General features: G+C 66.6%; 16 protein-coding genes. 14 read left to right on the top strand and 2 right to left on the bottom strand.

Going from position 1 to position 17,190, the window contains the following annotated elements; genetic code table 11:
* Positions 1-407: 407 nt before the first annotated feature.
* The 5 genes from hpnI (at position 408) to KPB06_RS18895 (ending at position 5,737) form a co-directional block, all read left to right on the top strand.
* Entirely contained in the window at positions 408-1,583 is a 1,176-nt protein-coding gene (hpnI, locus tag KPB06_RS18915) for a bacteriohopanetetrol glucosamine biosynthesis glycosyltransferase HpnI (protein ID WP_104012343.1), read from the top strand.
* 134 nt (positions 1,584-1,717) lie between these two features.
* Positions 1,718-3,160, top strand: a complete 1,443-nt coding sequence (gene hpnJ, locus KPB06_RS18910) for a hopanoid biosynthesis associated radical SAM protein HpnJ (RefSeq protein WP_316252114.1) — start codon at positions 1,718-1,720, stop codon at positions 3,158-3,160.
* Between the two features lie 3 nt (positions 3,161-3,163).
* The gene (hpnK, locus tag KPB06_RS18905) at positions 3,164-4,048 is read left to right on the top strand and encodes a hopanoid biosynthesis-associated protein HpnK (RefSeq protein WP_059573967.1); all 885 of its coding nucleotides are present in this window, start codon (positions 3,164-3,166) and stop codon (positions 4,046-4,048) included.
* Positions 4,045-5,094, top strand: a complete 1,050-nt coding sequence (locus tag KPB06_RS18900) for a lysylphosphatidylglycerol synthase domain-containing protein (protein ID WP_104012342.1) — start codon at positions 4,045-4,047, stop codon at positions 5,092-5,094. The genes hpnK and KPB06_RS18900 overlap by 4 nt, the downstream gene beginning before the upstream one ends.
* An 88-nt stretch (positions 5,095-5,182) precedes the next feature.
* Positions 5,183-5,737, top strand: a complete 555-nt coding sequence (locus tag KPB06_RS18895; protein ID WP_006488732.1) for a hypothetical protein — start codon at positions 5,183-5,185, stop codon at positions 5,735-5,737.
* Between the two features lie 3 nt (positions 5,738-5,740).
* Here KPB06_RS18895 and KPB06_RS18890 read toward each other — a convergent pair whose 3' ends face one another.
* Together KPB06_RS18890 and KPB06_RS18885 are read right to left on the bottom strand one after the other, a co-directional pair.
* On the bottom strand, positions 5,741-6,037 hold the full coding sequence (locus KPB06_RS18890; protein WP_027783976.1) for a BrnA antitoxin family protein: 297 nt from the start codon (positions 6,035-6,037) through the stop codon (positions 5,741-5,743).
* On the bottom strand, positions 6,021-6,317 hold the full coding sequence (locus KPB06_RS18885) for a BrnT family toxin (RefSeq protein WP_059573965.1): 297 nt from the start codon (positions 6,315-6,317) through the stop codon (positions 6,021-6,023). Before KPB06_RS18885 ends, KPB06_RS18890 begins: the two co-directional genes overlap by 17 nt.
* Positions 6,318-6,714: 397 nt before the next feature.
* Between KPB06_RS18885 and KPB06_RS18880 the strand changes: the two genes are divergently transcribed.
* The 9 genes from KPB06_RS18880 to astB all read left to right on the top strand — a co-directional run bounded on the left by KPB06_RS18880 (position 6,715) and on the right by astB (position 17,188).
* Complete coding sequence (locus tag KPB06_RS18880) at positions 6,715-7,404, top strand: ABC transporter permease (protein WP_006488734.1); 690 nt, start codon at positions 6,715-6,717, stop codon at positions 7,402-7,404.
* Entirely contained in the window at positions 7,401-8,114 is a 714-nt protein-coding gene (locus KPB06_RS18875) for an ABC transporter permease (RefSeq protein WP_059573964.1), read from the top strand. Before KPB06_RS18880 ends, KPB06_RS18875 begins: the two co-directional genes overlap by 4 nt.
* Positions 8,115-8,134: 20 nt before the next feature.
* The gene (locus tag KPB06_RS18870; protein WP_006488736.1) at positions 8,135-8,935 is read left to right on the top strand and encodes an ABC transporter ATP-binding protein; all 801 of its coding nucleotides are present in this window, start codon (positions 8,135-8,137) and stop codon (positions 8,933-8,935) included.
* 21 nt (positions 8,936-8,956) lie between these two features.
* Positions 8,957-9,997: a GlxA family transcriptional regulator gene (locus KPB06_RS18865; protein WP_059573963.1), complete on the top strand. Its 1,041-nt coding sequence runs from the start codon at positions 8,957-8,959 to the stop codon at positions 9,995-9,997.
* A 1,006-nt stretch (positions 9,998-11,003) separates the two neighbouring features.
* Positions 11,004-12,236, top strand: a complete 1,233-nt coding sequence (locus KPB06_RS18860) for an aspartate aminotransferase family protein (protein ID WP_059573962.1) — start codon at positions 11,004-11,006, stop codon at positions 12,234-12,236.
* Between the two features lie 30 nt (positions 12,237-12,266).
* Complete coding sequence (gene aruF, locus KPB06_RS18855) at positions 12,267-13,334, top strand: arginine/ornithine succinyltransferase subunit alpha (RefSeq protein ID WP_059573961.1); 1,068 nt, start codon at positions 12,267-12,269, stop codon at positions 13,332-13,334.
* Complete coding sequence (astA, locus tag KPB06_RS18850) at positions 13,331-14,362, top strand: arginine N-succinyltransferase (protein WP_059573960.1); 1,032 nt, start codon at positions 13,331-13,333, stop codon at positions 14,360-14,362. Before aruF ends, astA begins: the two co-directional genes overlap by 4 nt.
* A 7-nt stretch (positions 14,363-14,369) precedes the next feature.
* Complete coding sequence (gene astD, locus KPB06_RS18845; RefSeq protein ID WP_059573959.1) at positions 14,370-15,833, top strand: succinylglutamate-semialdehyde dehydrogenase; 1,464 nt, start codon at positions 14,370-14,372, stop codon at positions 15,831-15,833.
* 14 nt (positions 15,834-15,847) lie between these two features.
* Positions 15,848-17,188: an N-succinylarginine dihydrolase gene (gene astB, locus KPB06_RS18840; protein WP_059573958.1), complete on the top strand. Its 1,341-nt coding sequence runs from the start codon at positions 15,848-15,850 to the stop codon at positions 17,186-17,188.
* Positions 17,189-17,190: the final 2 nt, after the last annotated feature.

Below are 17,190 nucleotides of genomic sequence, written 5' to 3'. Positions count from 1 at the left end.
TGTCTGATTTTAAAGACTGCAATACGCCTGCAAAGTACTTACGCTAACGTGAACGTGGCCGGGCCGATCGGGTTCGTCGACCGCTCAGCTTTGCTGGAATTGCACTAGTCCGTTTCCCGGAACGCCGAGCGCCGGGGGGCGCGGACTGTTAAAATCCGGCGCCTGCCCATCTTGTGCCGATGGAGCCATTCGAGTCTTCCCGCATGCCGTCCGGGCGCTGCACCGGGATACGCCACGCGAAGCCGGGCATGGCCGCACCCGAACGACGGGTCGTGCCTCCCCATTACAGACGCTGCAGGAACAAGGAGTCGGGTCGTGCCCGCGTTCGTCGTAGTCGGAATACCGCATCACGTTCAATCACGCTCGAGCGTTTGCCATGGCGCCCAGGTCGCCGGGAGGCGTCGCGCATGACGCCGATCGTCACGCTGCTCGACTGGCTCCTGATCGCGTTCACGCTCGCCGCGGCCGGCTATGCGCTCGTCGCGGCCTTCGCGCCGCGGCCGCGCACGCCGCGCACGGCGGTGCGCGACGGCTTCGAGCCGGTCAGCGTGCTGAAGCCGTTGTGCGGCGCGGAGCCGCACCTGTACGACAACCTCGCGACCTTCTGCACGCAGCGCCACCCTTGCTACGAGGTGCTGTTCGGCGTCGCATCGCCGGCCGATCCGGCCATCGCCGTCGTCGAGCGGCTGCGCGCCGCTCATCCGGCGTGCGACATCACGCTCGTGGTCGACGCGCGCGTGCACGGCAAGAACCTGAAGGTCAGCAACCTGATCAATCTCGCCGAGCGCGCGAAATACGGACGCATCGTGATCGCGGACAGCGACATCGCGGTGCAGCCCGACTATCTGGAGCGCGTGACGGCGCCGCTCGCCGACACGTCGGTCGGGGTCGTCACGTGCCTGTATCATGCGCGCAGCGTCGGCGGCTTCTGGACGCGGATCGGCGCGCAGTTCGTCGACGCCTGGTTCGCGCCGTCGGTGCGCATCACGCACCTCGGCCGCTCGAGCCGCTTCGGCTTCGGCGCGACGCTCGCGCTCACGCGCGACACGCTCGAGCGGATCGGCGGCCTCTTCGCACTGAAGGACGAACTGGCAGACGATTTCTGGCTGGCCGAGCTGCCGCGTCGGCTCGGGCGGCGCACCGTGCTGTCCGAGGTCGAGGTCGCGACCGACGTGATCGAACCGTCGTTCGGGCCGCTGTGGCGCCGCGAGACGCGCTGGCTGCGTACGATCCGTTCGCTGAACCCGGCCGGCTTCGCGTTCCTGTTCATCACGTTTACCGCGCCGTGGCTCGCGATCGGCGCGGCGCTCGCGTGGCGCCTCGACGGCACCTTCGCCGGCACGCTGGCGGGCGGGGCGGCCGCGCTCGGCGCATTCGGGCGGCTCGTGCTGCACGCGCGCGGCGAGGACGGCTGGCGCGCGTTCTGGCGCGACCTGCCGCTCGTCGCGGTGCGCGACACGCTGCTCGCGCTGGAGTGGCTCGCGGCCGTGTTCGGCACCCACGTCGTGTGGCGCGGCGCGAGGATGACGGTCGTCGGCGGCGAACGCGCGACGGCGGCCGTGGAAGCAGTGGACGGCCGCTAGGGCTGGCGATCGGACCCGGCCCGCGGGCCGACACGCGTCGCACGGCGCAGCCGCGCGGCGCGACATGACGAAGAGGCGGGCGCCGGCATGGCGGCCCGCGGTTTTTTGACTGAATCGTTGTAACGAAACGAACTATGCAGGCTACCGGAGCATTCATGAAAACGCTGTTCTTGCAGGCCCCTTCGTATGACGGCTTCGACGGCGGAGCCGGCTCGCGCTATCAGGCGAAGCGCGAAATCCGTTCCTTCTGGTATCCGACCTGGCTCGCGCAGCCGGCCGCGCTCGTGCCGGGCAGCCGCGTCGTCGACGCGCCGGCCGACGGCCTGTCGGTCGAGGAAACGCTGAAGATCGCCAACGACTACGACCTCGTGATCATCCACACGAGCACGCCGTCATTCCCGACCGACGCGATGTTCGCGCAGGATCTGAAGAAGATGAAGCCGTCGATGCTGGTCGGCATGGTGGGCGCGAAGGTGATGGTCGATCCGCACAACTCGCTCACGGCGAGCGACGCCATCGACTTCGTGTGCCGCGAGGAATTCGACTACACCTGCAAGGAGCTCGCCGAAGGCAAGCCGTTCGCCGAGATCAAGGGCTTGAGCTGGCGCGCGAAGGGCGGCTCGATCGAGCACAACGAAGCGCGTCCGATCCTCGAGAACATGGACGAACTGCCGTTCGTCGCGCCCGTCTACAAGCGCGACCTGAAGATCGACAACTACTTCATCGGCTACCTGAACTATCCGTACGTGTCGATCTACACGGGCCGCGGCTGCAAGTCGCGCTGCACGTTCTGCCTGTGGCCGCAGACGGTCAGCGGCCATCGCTACCGCACGCGCTCGGTCGAGAACGTGCTCGCGGAAGCGAAGTGGATCCGCGACAACATGCCGGAAGTGAAGGAGCTGATGTTCGATGACGACACCTTCACCGACGATCTGCCGCGCGCCGAAGCCATCGCGATCGGCCTGGGCAAGCTCGGCATGACCTGGTCGTGCAACGCGAAGGCCAACGTGCCGTACAAGTCGCTGAAGATCATGAAGGAAAACGGCTTGCGCCTGCTGCTGGTCGGCTTCGAATCGGGCGACGACCAGATCCTCGTGAACATCAAGAAGGGTGTGCGCACCGATTTCGCGCGCCGCTTCAGCGCGGACTGCAAGAAGCTCGGCATCAAGATCCACGGCACCTTCATCCTCGGGCTGCCGGGCGAGACGAAGGAAACCATCAAGAAGACGATCGAGTACGCGAAGGAAATCAACCCGCACACGATCCAGGTGTCGCTCGCCGCACCGTATCCGGGCACGACGCTGTACAAGCAGGCCGTCGAAAACGGCTGGATGGAAGAGAACAAGACGATCAACCTCGTCAGCAAGGAGGGCGTGCAGCTCGCGGCGATCGGCTATGCGCACCTGTCGCGCGACGAGATCTATCACCACCTCGAACAGTTCTATCGCGAGTTCTACTTCCGTCCGTCGAAGATCTGGGAAATCGTGCGCGAGATGCTGACGAGCTGGGACATGATGAAGCGGCGCCTGCGCGAAGGCGTCGAGTTCTTCCGCTTCCTGCGCGCGCACGAGGCCTGATCCGTGGCGACGCAGCGGGCGGCGCGGGCGCTGATCTTCACCGCGGACGACTTCGGGCTGCACCCGCGCGTCAACGCGGCGGTCGAGCGCGCGCACCGCGACGGCGTGCTGAACGCCGCGAGCCTGATGGTCGGCGCACCCGCCGCGCAGGATGCGATCGAGCGCGCGCGGCGGCTGCCGTCGCTCGCGGTCGGGCTGCATCTGGTGCTCGCGGACGGCCCGGCCACGCTGCCCGCGCATGAGATTCCCGCGCTCGTCGGGCCCGACGGGCGCTTCGGCGACGCGATGGCGAAGGACGGTTGTCGCTTCTTCTTCCTGCCGCACGTGCGCGCGCAACTGCGCCGGGAAATCCGTGCGCAGTTCGACGCGTTCGCGGCGAGCGGCCTGCCGCTCGACCACGTGAACGCGCACAAGCATTTCCACCTGCATCCGACCGTGCTGTCGATGATCGTCGAGATCGGCCGCGACTACGGGCTGCGCGCGGTACGGCTGCCGTACGAAACGAGCGCGCCCGCGCTGCTGAAGCCGTGGATCGCGCTGGTGCGCGCGCGGCTCGACCGCGCGGGGCTCGCGCACAACGACTACGTGGTCGGCATCGAGCATACGGGCGCGATGGACGAGGCCGTGCTGCTCGACGCGCTCGCGAAGCTGCCGCCGGGCGTCGGCGAGATCTACTGCCATCCGGCCGAAGCGGGCGATGGCCCGATCACGCCGACGATGGCCGGCTATCGCCCGGTCGACGAACTCGATGCGCTGCTGTCGCCGCGCGTCGCGGCCGCGCTGAAGGCGGCGGGCGTCGCGACCGGCGGCTTCGCCGACGTGTTCGGCGGGCCCGCGGCACGACGTGGCGTGCACGCGTCGCGCGCAGCGGGAGCGCAGCCGTCATGAGCAAGTGGATCAAGTGGCTCGGCTGGCCGATCGGCATCGGCATCCTGCTCGCGCTGGGGCTGCACGAGGGCGTCGATGACGTATCGCAGATGCTCGCGCGCGCCGGCTACGCGCTGCTGTGGCTCGTGCCGTTCCACGCGCTGCCGCTGTTGCTCGATGCGTACGCATGGCACCAACTGCTCGACCGGCGCGGCTCGCTGCCGTTCCTGTGGTGGATCGCGACCGTGCGCGAGGCGGTGAACCGGCTGCTGCCGGTGGTCGGCATCGGCGGCGAGATCGTCGGCATCCGGCTCGCGCGCTGGCAGGTGCCCGACGCGAGCCGTGTGACCGCGTCGGTGATCGTCGAAGTGCTCGTGACGATCGTCGTCCAGTATGCGTTCGCGGCGCTCGGCCTCGTGCTGCTGCTCGCGACGACCGACAACATGGGCGGCGGCACGATCGGCCTCGCGCTGCTGCTGACGCTGCCGTTGCCGGTGCTCGGCGTGGTGCTGATGCGGCGCGGCGGCATCTTCCATGCGATCGAGCGTTTCGCGGGCCGCCTGCTCGGCGATTCGCACCGGCTGCTGCAGGGCGTCGACGGCCGCCGGCTCGACGCCGACATCGATTCGCTGATGTCGCGCACGGGCCTGCTGTTCAGCGCGTTCTTCTGGCAACTGGCCGGCTACGTGCTCGGCGCGCTCGAGATCTACTGGGCGCTCGCGCTGCTCGGCCACCCGGTGTCGATCGGCGGCGCGATCGCGATCGAGGCGATGACGCAGGCCGTGCGGCATGCGGCGTTCATGGTGCCGGGCGGGCTCGGCGTGCAGGAGGCGACCGTCGTGCTGCTCGCGCAGATGTTCGGCGTCGACCGCGAGACCGCGCTGTCGCTCGCGGTGGTCAAGCGCGGCCGCGAGGTGCTGTTCGGCTGCCTCGCGCTCGGCTCGTGGCAGCTTGCCGAGCTGGTGCGCACGCGCCGCCGCCTGGGCGCGCCGCCGGCCGGGCCGCGCGCGACGGCGCCGGCGAATCGGGCGCCCGAAACCCGGACCGAAACCGAAACGACGCATTGAACAGCGGACGGCCCGCGCGGCCCGTCTCGCGCTTTTGGCGTCGCGCGGGTATCCTTGCCGCGTGTTTTCTCCACGCGCCATTCTTCCGATGATTTTCCGTTTCCGGCTGCTTTCCGTGACGATGCTGGCCGCCGCGCTGGCGCTGACCGGTTGCGACGACCAGGGCCATCTCGACGTGCAACGTATCAGGGATTTCTTCAACGCGATCAAGCCCGCGCCGCTGCTGCTGAAGGGGCTGAAGGTCGGCGAATCGACCGAGGCCGACGTGCGCGGCACGATGGGCAAGCCCGAGACCGAGCGCACGTTCACCGACGGCTCGAAGCGTCTCGAATATCCGCGCGGCCCGATGGGCAACCAGACCTGGTTCGTCGATCTCGATGCGAACGGGCGCTACACGGGCGCGACGCAGGTCCTGACCGCCGAGAATTTCGCGAAAGTGCGCCCGGGGATGGACGAGGACGAGGTGCGACGCCTGCTCGGCAAGCCGGGCGACATCGCGCAGTATCCGCTGAAGCCGGAGACGGTCTGGAGTTGGCGCTGGCTCGAGGACGGCGTCAACACCGACGCGTTCTTCAACGTCCATTTCGGCCCGGACGGGCTCGTCTACACGACTTCGCGCTCCGACATCCTGAAAGGGCGGTGACGCTCACGCGCGGCGCTTCTTCAGCCAGTCGCGCAGCGCGTCGTTCATGCGCGTCTGCCAGCCGGGGCCGTCGGCCCGAAACGCGGCGAGGATGTCCGCGTCGTAGCGAATACTGACCTGTTCCTTCGGGTGCTCGAGCTTCGGGCGCCCGAACTTCTTCGCGACGACCTCGACGAACGGCTCCATCGCGTCGATTTCTTCGTCGCTGAGTTCGTGGGCGTCCGGATCGGCAGCGATGCCGCGGGCGATCGCCGCTTCTTCCTCGGGCGTGTTGCGGATGAATTTAACGGCCTTCTTCATATCGAATCATCTCTCGGTTGTTGGCCTTTCGCAGGCTGACGACACGCAGCGTGCGGCCGCGCGGGACGACGATCGCCGTGTAGAGGCGCGGGCCGATCGGCACCAGACAGATCCAGCGCGCCTCGCCGTAGTCCCGGCGGGTATCCGGCCACGCGCGCACGGCTTCCCACTCGGCGAATTCCGCCATTCGCAGCGAGATGCCGTGTTTCAGCCGGTTCGACAGATCCTTGGCGTCGTCGAAAACGAACGGAATTTCGACTAATTGTGGATGCGAAAACATGAAGTGGCAAGCCATTTTTGTGGATGCGAAAAGTAGAGGCCGCCACGAGTGACATCGGATCGGCGCGCAGCGCGTCGCGGGCATGAGCAAGCGATTGTGTGGTGTACGTCCCGACCTGCCCATTCGGCCCGATGGCCAGTCCGGCGCTATATCGAAAAAGCGACCGGAAAATTGCAAAAAAACCGCTTCCCGGCATGTCATCCGACTGTCAGGGAGCGGTTTTTTTCCTTTTGAAACAGCGGCGTAGGTCGTGTGCAGAAATGGTGGGACGAATTGTTGCGACGCAGCAATCGCGCGCATGGTGATTTGAGGCAAATAATTTCGCTTGCGACTATCCGCGTCACTCCGGCGCGGGACAGGCATGCGCGTCGGCATTCATTCAACTCTGGAGACGCGCGTGTTCCTTTACGGCTTTGGTCCCGTCCTCTGGGCCGGCACCGTGCAGACCATCGAGCTGTCGGTGCTGTCGCTCGCCACCGCGGTGGCGCTGGGGCTGATCGGCGCGGTGGCGAAGCTGTCGCACAACCGGGTGCTGCGAGCGATCGCGACCGGTTATACGACGCTGATCCGCTCGGTGCCCGATCTTGTGCTGATGCTGCTGCTGTTCTACAGCATCCAGATCTGGCTGAACCAGTTCACCGACCTCGTCGGCTGGAACCAGATCGACATCGATCCGTTCGTGGCCGGCGTGCTGACGCTCGGCTTCATCTACGGCGCGTACTTCACCGAGACGTTTCGCGGCGCGTTCCTGTCGGTGCCGCGCGGCCAGCTCGAAGCCGGTGCGGCTTACGGGATGAGCGGCGCGCGCGTGTTCGCGCGGATCATGTTTCCGCAGATGATGCGCTTTGCGCTGCCGGGCATCGGCAACAACTGGCAGGTGCTCGTGAAGGCGACCGCGCTGGTGTCGATCATCGGTCTCGCGGACGTCGTGAAGGCCGCGCAGGACGCCGGCAAGAGCACGTTCAACATGTTCTTCTTCATCCTCGTCGCGGCGCTGATCTACCTTGCGATCACGACCGTTTCCAACCTCGTGCTGATCCAGCTCGAGAAGCGTTATTCCATGGGCGTGCGGCACGCAGAACTATGATCGAGATCCTCCAGGAATTCGGCAAGGCGTTCCTTTTCTGGGACGGCCAGCGCCTGTCCGGCCTCGCGGTCACGCTGTGGCTGCTCGTCGCATCGATTTCGCTCGGCTTCGTGTGCGCGGTGCCGCTCGCGGTCGCGCGCGTGTCGAGAAACAAGTGGGTGTCGACGCCCGTGCGGTTCTACACGTACGTGTTCCGCGGCACGCCGCTCTACGTGCAGTTGCTGCTGATGTACACGGGCATGTACAGCCTCGAGTTCGTGCGCTCGCACTCGCTGCTCGACGCGTTTTTCCGCAGCGGTTTCAACTGCGCGATCCTCGCGTTCGCGCTGAACACCTGCGCGTACACCACCGAGATCTTCGCCGGAGCGATCCGTGCGATTCCGCATGGAGAGGTCGAGGCGGCGCGCGCGTACGGGATGTCGCCGTTCACGATGTACCGCCGCGTGATCCTGCCGTCGGCGCTGCGCCGTGCGCTGCCGCTGTACAGCAACGAGGTGATCCTGATGCTGCACGCGACGACCGTCGCGTTCACGGCGACCGTGCCGGACATCCTGAAGGTCGCGCGCGACGCCAATTCCGCGACCTACATGGCGTTCCAGTCATTCGGGATCGCCGCGCTGATCTATCTTGCGGTATCGTTCGCACTCGTCGCGGCGTTTCGCCGCGCGGAGCGCCACTGGCTCGCGTATCTCGCGGCCGCCCGTCACTGAATTACTTCGAGGAGAGCCAGTTGGCCGAGATCACTCAAACGAGCGCGTCCGCTTCCGTCAAGCTTGCCGCGGTCGATATCCACAAGCGCTATGGCGACAACGAGGTGCTCAAGGGCGTGTCGCTGAACGCGAAGGCCGGCGACGTCATCAGCATCATCGGCGCGAGCGGGTCGGGCAAGAGCACGTTTCTGCGCTGCATCAATTTCCTCGAGCGGCCGAATGCGGGGCAGATCGTCGTCGACGGCGAGGCCGTGCGCACGAAGACCGACCGCGCCGGCGCGCTCGAAGTCGCCGATCACAAGCAGTTGCAGCGCATCCGCACGAAGCTTGCGATGGTGTTCCAGCACTTCAATCTGTGGGCGCACATGAACGTGCTCGAGAACGTGATGGAGGCGCCCGTGCACGTGCTCGGCATTTCGAAGAAGGAAGCCGAGGAGCGTGCGCGCGAGTATCTGGAGAAGGTCGGTTTGCCGCCGCGCGTCGAGAAGCAGTATCCGTCGCATTTGTCGGGCGGCCAGCAGCAGCGCGTGGCGATCGCGCGGGCGCTGGCGATGCATCCTGACGTGATGCTGTTCGACGAGCCGACTTCCGCGCTCGATCCGGAGCTGGTGGGTGAAGTGCTGAAGGTGATGCAGAAGCTGGCCGAGGAAGGCCGCACGATGATCGTCGTCACGCACGAGATGGGATTCGCGCGCAACGTGTCGAACCACGTGATGTTCCTGCATCAGGGGCGGACCGAGGAAGAGGGCGATCCGAAGGAGGTGCTGGTGCGTCCGCAGAGCGAGCGGCTCAAGCAGTTCCTGTCGGGCAGCCTCAAGTAACGCGACAGGGCGGGTTTCAACGTGGTACCGGTGTCTCGTCCCGCAGGCGCCACCCGCACGACGCAGGTGGCGATCGTTGCATTGCCGCCCGTGTCGATGTCGGGCGTGGGGCCGATCGTCGATGCGCTGAATCTCGCGAACGAGATCGACGGGCGGCTTTTGTACCGCTGGCAGGTGTGTTCGTGGGATGGGCGGCCGGTGCCGCTCGCGGGCGGCGCGCAGTGGCATGCCGATGCGGCGTTCAACGATGCGATCGCGTGCGACTGGCTGATCGTCGTGTCGGAGCGGTTTCAGCAGTTTGCCGATTATCGGTTGTTTCTCGCGAGTCTCGCGCGGGTCGGGCAGCGCACGCCCGTTGTGACCGGCATTCATCACGGCGTGTGGTGGCTGGCGATGGCCGGGCAGCTTTCCGGGTATCGCGTGAGCGTGAACTGGGAGACGTATCAGCAGTTCGCCGAGCAGTTCGAGCGGTCGATCGTCACGCAGCAGATCTTCGAGATCGATCGCGATCGGGCGACCTGTGCCGGTGGGCAGGCGACCGTCGATTTCATGCTGGCCATGATTGGCCGCGAACATGGGGCGGACCTCGCGGAGCGGATTGCCGATGCGCTTGGGGCCGGCACGCTGCGCAGCGGTGAGGAGCGGCAGCGGATTCCTTTTGTTACCGCGCCCGGTGAGCGACATCCTCGGTTGAATGATGCTTTGCTTTTGATGGAAGCCAATATCGAAGATCCGTTGACGACCGATGAGATCGCCGGGCTCGTCGGCGTTTCACGCCGGCAACTGGAGCGGCTCTTTCGGCAGTATCTCGGGGCGATGCCCTCGAAGTATTACCTCAATCTTCGGCTGCTCAAGGCTCGGACGCAGTTGCAGCGGACCAGCAAGTCGGTCGTTCAGGTTTCTCTCGCTTGTGGGTTCTCTTCTGCCGCGCACTTCTCTAATGCTTACCGCGAAAGGTTCGGAGTCACGCCTCGGGAAGATCGGCGAGCGTGGCTCGAGAAGCAGACTGGCGGCGGCAGTGAACCTCGTGGAGGGGCGCTCGTCGAGCGCGAGAAGGGGTGATGGCCGGGGGTGATGTTCGGGGTGGTGTTCGGTGGTGCGGTTTGCTCTCTCGTGAAGTACCTGTGATCGTGTCGGTCTATTAGCGTCGCCCCTCCGCGGGGCAGCGGTCACTTTTCTTTGTCTTGCCAAAGAAAAGTAACCAAAAGAAAGGCGCCCGAAAACGCATGACCTCCCGGTGCCATGGCACTCAGAGTGGATCGCACAAAAGTGTCCGCGCCAGTCAGGACCCCAGAGTGGTTCGAGCAATGGTTCTGACACCACTGGCTACCCCACGGAGCGGTATACCGCCCGCTAGCTCCGTCCTCGCTTCGCTCGGCCGACAGGTCCATCCCAACCAATTCCGACAACGCGCCCCAACGTGCTTTCGATAAACGGGAATTCGCCGTTCTGCTCGCGAGAAAAATGGGGGCGCAAATACATCGTCTCGCGAAGACACCGATGGTCAAACGATTCGGATACGCAAATGCGAAGAGCAGAAAAAGTGCCTGGCCGTCGACGCCCGATGGAGGAAGCACGAACGCAACCGCCCGCCCTGAAGTACCTTGCAGCCGAGCGCAGCGAGGATGGAGCTAGCGGACGGTATACCACTCCGTGGGGTAGCGAGTGGTGTCAGAACCATTGCTCGAACCACTCCGGGTTCGTGGCTGGCGCGGACACTTTTGTGCGGACCACTCTGGGGCGCCATGGCACCGGTAAGTCATGCGTTATCTGAGCGCCTTTCTTTTGGTTACTTTTCTTTGGCAAGACAAAGAAAAGTGACCGCTGCCCCGCGCAGGGGCGACGCTAATAGACCGACACGATCACAGGAATTTCACGACCCCGGAAGCGCCCCCGAGACAGCGAGAAAAAGCCGCAAAATACCGACCCACATCAACCAACCGACCTGCCCGGAAGGGCAAAACCCAAACCTTCCGATAGAACCCGTCGCAATTCCGCAAGACGCTTGCGTCGCCCTTACCTAAACGTGATCCTGTTGAACCCTCTTACGAAACCGAAAGGAACGACCATGACGACCTCGACCGTGACCCGCCAGACATTCGACGAAGTGATGGTGCCGGTATTCTCTCCCGCGCCGTTCGTGCCGGACCGTGCAGAGGGCTCGCGCGTATGGGACACGGCCGGCCGTGAATACATCGACTTCGCGTGCGGCATCGCGGTCACGTCACTCGGCCACGGCCACCCGGAACTGCTGAAGGTGCTGGACGAACAAGGCCGCAAGCTCTGGCACATCGGCAACGGCTACACGAACGAGCCGGTCCTGCGCCTCGCGAAGCGCCTCGAATCGCTGACCTTCGCCGACCGCGCATTCTTCGCGAACTCGGGCGCGGAAGCGAACGAAGCCGCGCTGAAACTCGCGCGCCGCGTCGCCTTCGACCGCCACGGCGCTGATAAAGTCGAAATCGTGTCGTTCGTGCAGTCGTTCCACGGCCGCACGTTCTTCACCGTCAGCGTCGGCGGCCAGCCGAAATACTCGGAAGGCTTCGGCCCCGTGCCGGAAGGCATCAAGCACCTGCCGTTCAACGACATCGAAGCCGCGAAGGCCGCGATCGGCCCGAAAACCTGCGCGGTGATCGTCGAGCCGGTGCAGGGCGAAGGCGGCGTGATTCCCGCCGATCCGGCGTTCCTCAAGGCACTGCGCGAAGCGTGTGACGCGAACGACGCACTGCTGATCTTCGACGAAGTGCAAACGGGCGTCGGCCGCACGGGCCAGTTCTACGCCTACATGGACACGGGCGTCACGCCCGACATCCTGACGACCGCGAAAGCGCTCGGCAACGGCTTCCCGATCGGCGCGATGCTGACGACGAACGAACTGGCCGCGCACTTCAAGGTCGGCGTGCACGGCACGACGTACGGCGGCAACCCGCTCGCATCGGCGATCGCCGACAAGGTCGTCGAACTGATCGGCGACCCGGCCCTGCTCGAAGGCGTGCGCGAACGCAGCGTGCGCCTGAAGGGCGCGCTGGAACGCATCAACGCGCGCTTCGGCATCTTCAAGGACATCCGCGGCAAGGGCCTCCTGGTCGGCGCCGAACTCACCGCCGCATTCGACGGCCGCGCGAAGGACTTCGTCACCGCCGCCGCCGAGCAAGGCCTGATCATGCTGATCGCCGGCCCGAACGTGCTGCGCTTCGTGCCGTCGCTTGTGATCCCGTTCGACCTGCTCGACGAAGGCGTGAAGCGCTTCGAGAAGGCAGTCGAGCAGGTGGTCGCGGCCCAGGAAGCCACCGCGCGCTGATCGGCGCCCCCATCGCAGACAGGAACGACGATGCTATTTGTTCGCCCCGGCAAACTCACGGATCTCGATGCGCTCGCGCACATGGCGCGCACCGCGCAGCCGGTCCTGCACTCGCTGCCGCACGACCGCGCGGCGCTCGAAGCGCGTGTGGCGCTCTCGGAAGATTCGTTTCGCGCGGACGTCGACTTCGCCGGCGAGGAGTTCTACCTCTTCGTACTCGAGGATTCGTCGACCGGCAAGCTGCTCGGCACGGCGAGCATCGTGGCCGCGGCCGGCTACTCGGAACCGTTCTACGCGTTCCGTAACGACGCGCTGATCCACGCGTCGCGCGAGCTGCACGTGAACCGCAAGATCCATGCGCTCACGATGTCGCACGAGCTGACCGGCAAGAGCCGGCTCGCGGGCTTCTACGTCGATCCGTCGCTGCGCGGCGACGCGGCCGCGCACCTGATCTCGCGCGCCCGGATGATGTACATCGCCGCGAACCGCCGCCGCTTCACGCCCGAAGTATTCACGCTGCTGCTCGGCGTGAGCGACGGCAACGGCGCATCGCCGTTCTGGGAAGCGGTGGGCCGCAAGTTCTTCGGCCGCGATTTCACCGACGTCGACATCGCATCGGGCGGCCGCAGCCGCACGTTCATCGCCGAAGTGATGCCGGCCTATCCGCTCTACGTGCCGCTGCTGCCGGAAGCCGCACAGCGCGTGCTCGGCGAGCCGAACGAAACGGCGCTGCTCGCATACGACATCCATCTGGAGGAAGGCTTCGAGCCCGACCGCTTCGTCGACATCTTCGACGCGGGCCCGGTATTGACCGCGCAGGTCGATCGCACCGCGTGCGTGAAGCACGGCGCGGAGCGCGTCGTGCGCGAGGCCGCGCATCAGCAGGGCGACGTCGCGTACCTGGTGTCGACGGGCAGCGGCGAATCGTTCCGCTGCGTGCTGGCCGACCTGCCGGGCGAGACGGCCGACGCGCGGGGCGCCGAGGCGCCGCTGGCCGGCGACGTGCGCGCGGCGCTCGACGTGAAGGAAGGCGATGTCGTGCGCTGCGTGCCGCTGCATCGCCGCGACGATGAAGAATCGAAGGGAGACGCAGCATGATCGTCGTTCGTGTCGTACAAACGGGCGACGTCGACGCGCTCGTGTCGCTCGCGCAGGAAACCGGGCCGGGCCTGACCACGTTCAAGCCCGACCGCGACGCGCTCGCCGCGCGCATCGAACGCTCGCGCCGCACGCTGGAGGGCAAGGCGGCGCCGGGCGAAGCCGGCTACTTCTTCGTGATGGAAGATTCGAAGACGGGCGACATCGCGGGCGTGTGCGGGATCGAGACGCAGGTCGGCCTCGAGCAGCCGTTCTACAACTACCGCGTGAGCACGGTCGTGCACGCGAGCCAGGAGCTCGGCGTGTGGACGCGGATGTCCGCGCTGAACATCTCGCACGACCTGACGGGCTACGCGGAAGTGTGCTCGCTGTTCCTGAGCCCGCGCTATCGCACGGGCGGCGTCGGCGGCCTGCTGTCGCGCTCGCGCTTCATGTTCATCGCGCAGTTCCGCGACCGCTTTCCGGAGCGCATCTGCGCGGAACTGCGCGGCCACTTCGACGAGGACGGTACGTCGCCGTTCTGGCGTGCGGTCGGTTCGCACTTCTACCAGATCGATTTCAACGCGGCCGACTACCTCAGCTCGCACGGCCGCAAGTCGTTCCTCGCGGAACTGATGCCGCGCTACCCGGTGTACGTCGACCTGCTGCCGCAGGACGCGCAGGACGCGGTCGGCCTCACGCACCGCGACACGCTGCCGGCCCGCAAGATGCTCGAGGCCGAAGGGCTGCGTTACCAGAATCACGTCGACATCTTCGACGCGGGCCCCGTGCTCGAATGCCACGTCAACGACCTGCGCACGGTGCGCGAGAGCGTCGTCGTGCCGGTCGCGATCGGCGCGCCGGACGCAACCGACAACGTACCGAAGTCGCTCGTGTCGAACACGTCGCTCGACGATTTCCGCGTCGGCGTCGCGCCGGGCGTGGTCGCGAACGGCGCGTTCGTGCTGTCGGCCGACGATGCCGCCGCGCTCGACGTGAAGGCCGGCGATCCGGTTCGCGTGCTGCCGCTCAAAGTCAAACAGGGATAAACGAATCATGACGGAACTCTTCATCGACGGCGCCTGGGTCGCAGGCTCGGGCCCCGTCTTCGCTTCGCGCAACCCGGGCACCGACGCGATCGCATGGCAGGGCGAAAGCGCGTCGGCGGCCGACGTCGACCGTGCGGTCGCGAGCGCGCGCCGCGCGTTCGCCGGCTGGTCGGCGCTCGACTTCGACGCGCGCTGCGACATCGTCAAGCGTTTCGCCGCGCTGCTCACCGAGCGCAAGGAAGCGATCGCGACCGCGATCGGCCGCGAAACCGGCAAGCCGCTGTGGGAAGCGCGCACCGAAGTCGCGTCGATGGCCGCGAAGGTCGCCATCTCGATCCAGGCCTACCAGGAACGCACCGGCGAGAAGCGCCAGGACATGGCCGACGGCGTCGCGGTGCTGCGTCATCGCGCGCACGGCGTCGTGGCCGTGTTCGGCCCGTACAACTTCCCCGGCCACTTGCCGAACGGTCATATCGTGCCGGCGCTGATCGCCGGCAACACGGTCGTGTTCAAGCCGTCCGAACTCGCACCGGGCGTCGCGCGCGCGACGGTCGAGGTGTGGCGCGAAGCCGGGCTGCCGGCCGGCGTGCTGAACCTCGTGCAGGGCGAGAAGGACACCGGCATCGCGCTCGCGAACCATCGGCAGATCGACGGGCTGTTCTTCACCGGCAGCTCGGATACCGGCACGCTGCTGCACAGGCAGTTCGGCGGCCGGCCGGAAATCGTGCTCGCGCTCGAGATGGGCGGCAACAATCCCCTCGTGATCGGCGAGGTCGAGGACATCGACGCGGCCGTGCATCACACGATCCAGTCGGCGTTCCTGTCGGCCGGCCAGCGCTGCACGTGCGCGCGCCGCATCTTCGTGCCGCAGGGCGCGTTCGGCGACCGCTTCCTCGCACGCTTCGCCGACGTCACGTCGAAGATCACCGCCGACGTGTTCGATGCCGATCCGCAGCCGTTCATGGGCGCGGTGATCTCGGCACGCGCGGCCGCGAAGCTGGTCGACGCGCAGGCGCGCCTGGTCGAGCAGGGCGCGAAGCCGATCATCGCGATGGCGCAGCGCGATCCGCGCCTCGGCTTCGTGAATGCGGCGATCGTCGACGTGACGGGCGTCGCGAACCTGCCCGACGAAGAGCACTTCGGCCCGCTCGCGCAGATCGTCCGCTACGCGACGTTCGACGAAGCGATCGAGCGCGCGAACGACACGGCGTTCGGCCTGTCGGCCGGGCTGCTCGCCGACGACGCGAAGGCATGGGAGCACTTCCGCCGCACGATCCGCGCCGGCATCGTCAACTGGAACCGCCCGACCAACGGCGCATCGTCGGCCGCACCGTTCGGCGGCACGGGCCGCTCGGGCAACCATCGCCCGAGCGCGTACTATGCGGCCGACTATTGCGCGTATCCGATGGCGTCGGTGGAAAGCACGCAACTGACCTTGCCCGCGAGCCTGTCGCCGGGCCTGCATTTCTGATCGAGGGAGCGACGATGAACGCACAAGAAGCCAATTTCGACGGACTCGTCGGCCCGACCCACAACTACGCCGGGCTGTCGTTCGGCAACGTGGCGTCGCTGAACAACGAGAAGTCGGCCGCGAACCCGAAGGCGGCCGCGAAGCAGGGGCTGCGCAAGATGAAGCAGCTCGCGGATCTCGGCTTCGCGCAAGGCGTGCTGCCGCCGCAGGAGCGGCCGTCGCTGCGCCTGTTGCGCGAGCTCGGCTTCTCGGGCAAGGACGCGGACGTGATCGCGAAGGCCGCGAAGCAGGCACCCGAACTGCTCGCCGCGGCGAGCTCGGCGTCGGCGATGTGGACCGCGAACGCGGCCACCGTCAGCCCGTCGGCCGACACGAACGACGGCCGCGTGCACTTCACGCCGGCGAACCTGTGCAGCAAGCTGCATCGCGCGATCGAGCATGAGGCGACGCGCCGCACGCTGTCGACGCTGTTCGCGGACCCCGCGCACTTCGCGGTGCATGAAGCGCTGACGGGCACGCCGGCGCTCGGCGACGAAGGCGCGGCGAACCATACGCGCTTCTGCGCCGAGTACGGCAAGCCGGGCGTCGAATTCTTCGTGTACGGCCGCGCGGAATACCGTCGCGGGCCGGAGCCGAAGCGTTTCCCGGCCCGCCAGACGTTCGAGGCGAGCCGCGCGGTCGCGCATCGCCACGGGCTTGCGGAGGAAGCGACGGTCTACGCGCAGCAGGATCCGGACGTGATCGACGCGGGCGTGTTCCACAACGACGTGATCTCGGTCGGCAACCGCGACACGCTGTTCACGCACGAACGCGCGTTCGTCAACAAGCAGGCGATCTACGACACGCTGACCGCCGCGCTCGACGCGCGCGGCGCGCGCCTGAACGTGATCGAGGTGCCGGACGCGGCCGTGAGCGTGAACGATGCCGTCACGTCCTACCTGTTCAACAGCCAGTTGCTGTCGCGCGCGGACGGCTCGCAGGTGCTCGTCGTGCCGCAGGAATGCCGTGAGAACGCGAAGGTCGCCGCCTACCTCGACCATCTCGCGGCCGGCAACGGCCCGATCCGCGACGTGCTCGTGTTCGACCTGCGCGAAAGCATGAAGAACGGCGGCGGCCCCGCTTGCCTGCGCCTGCGCGTCGTGCTGAACGAAGCGGAGCGCGCGGCCGTCACGTCGAACGTGTGGATCAACGACACGCTGTTCGCGTCGCTCGACGCGTGGATCGACAAGCACTATCGCGATCGCCTCGCACCGGAGGACCTCGCCGATCCGGCGCTGCTCGACGAATCGCGCACGGCGCTCGACGAGCTCACGCAGATCCTGCGCGTCGGTTCGCTGTATGACTTCCAGCGCTGAGG

This window comes from Burkholderia semiarida, from assembly GCF_029268935.1.
Classification (GTDB): Bacteria; Pseudomonadota; Gammaproteobacteria; order Burkholderiales; family Burkholderiaceae; genus Burkholderia; species Burkholderia semiarida.
The sequence above is the reverse complement of the archived record's forward strand: the minus strand, read 5'-3'. Positions and strand labels throughout refer to the sequence as shown.

Bases quoted from the DNA above. Each gene is read 5' to 3' on its own strand.
- hpnI (WP_104012343.1), top strand. From the start codon at position 408: ATGACGCCGATCGTCACGCTGCTCGACTGGCTCCTGATCGCGTTCACG.
- hpnJ (WP_316252114.1), top strand. From the start codon at position 1,718: ATGCAGGCTACCGGAGCATTCATGAAAACGCTGTTCTTGCAGGCCCCT.
- KPB06_RS18900 (WP_104012342.1), top strand. From the start codon at position 4,045: ATGAGCAAGTGGATCAAGTGGCTCGGCTGGCCGATCGGCATCGGCATC.
- KPB06_RS18895 (WP_006488732.1), top strand. From the start codon at position 5,183: ATGATTTTCCGTTTCCGGCTGCTTTCCGTGACGATGCTGGCCGCCGCG.
- KPB06_RS18890 (WP_027783976.1), bottom strand. From the start codon at position 6,037: ATGAAGAAGGCCGTTAAATTCATCCGCAACACGCCCGAGGAAGAAGCG.
- KPB06_RS18885 (WP_059573965.1), bottom strand. From the start codon at position 6,317: ATGTTTTCGCATCCACAATTAGTCGAAATTCCGTTCGTTTTCGACGAC.
- KPB06_RS18875 (WP_059573964.1), top strand. From the start codon at position 7,401: ATGATCGAGATCCTCCAGGAATTCGGCAAGGCGTTCCTTTTCTGGGAC.
- KPB06_RS18860 (WP_059573962.1), top strand. From the start codon at position 11,004: ATGACGACCTCGACCGTGACCCGCCAGACATTCGACGAAGTGATGGTG.
- aruF (WP_059573961.1), top strand. From the start codon at position 12,267: ATGCTATTTGTTCGCCCCGGCAAACTCACGGATCTCGATGCGCTCGCG.
- astA (WP_059573960.1), top strand. From the start codon at position 13,331: ATGATCGTCGTTCGTGTCGTACAAACGGGCGACGTCGACGCGCTCGTG.
- astD (WP_059573959.1), top strand. From the start codon at position 14,370: ATGACGGAACTCTTCATCGACGGCGCCTGGGTCGCAGGCTCGGGCCCC.
- astB (WP_059573958.1), top strand. From the start codon at position 15,848: ATGAACGCACAAGAAGCCAATTTCGACGGACTCGTCGGCCCGACCCAC.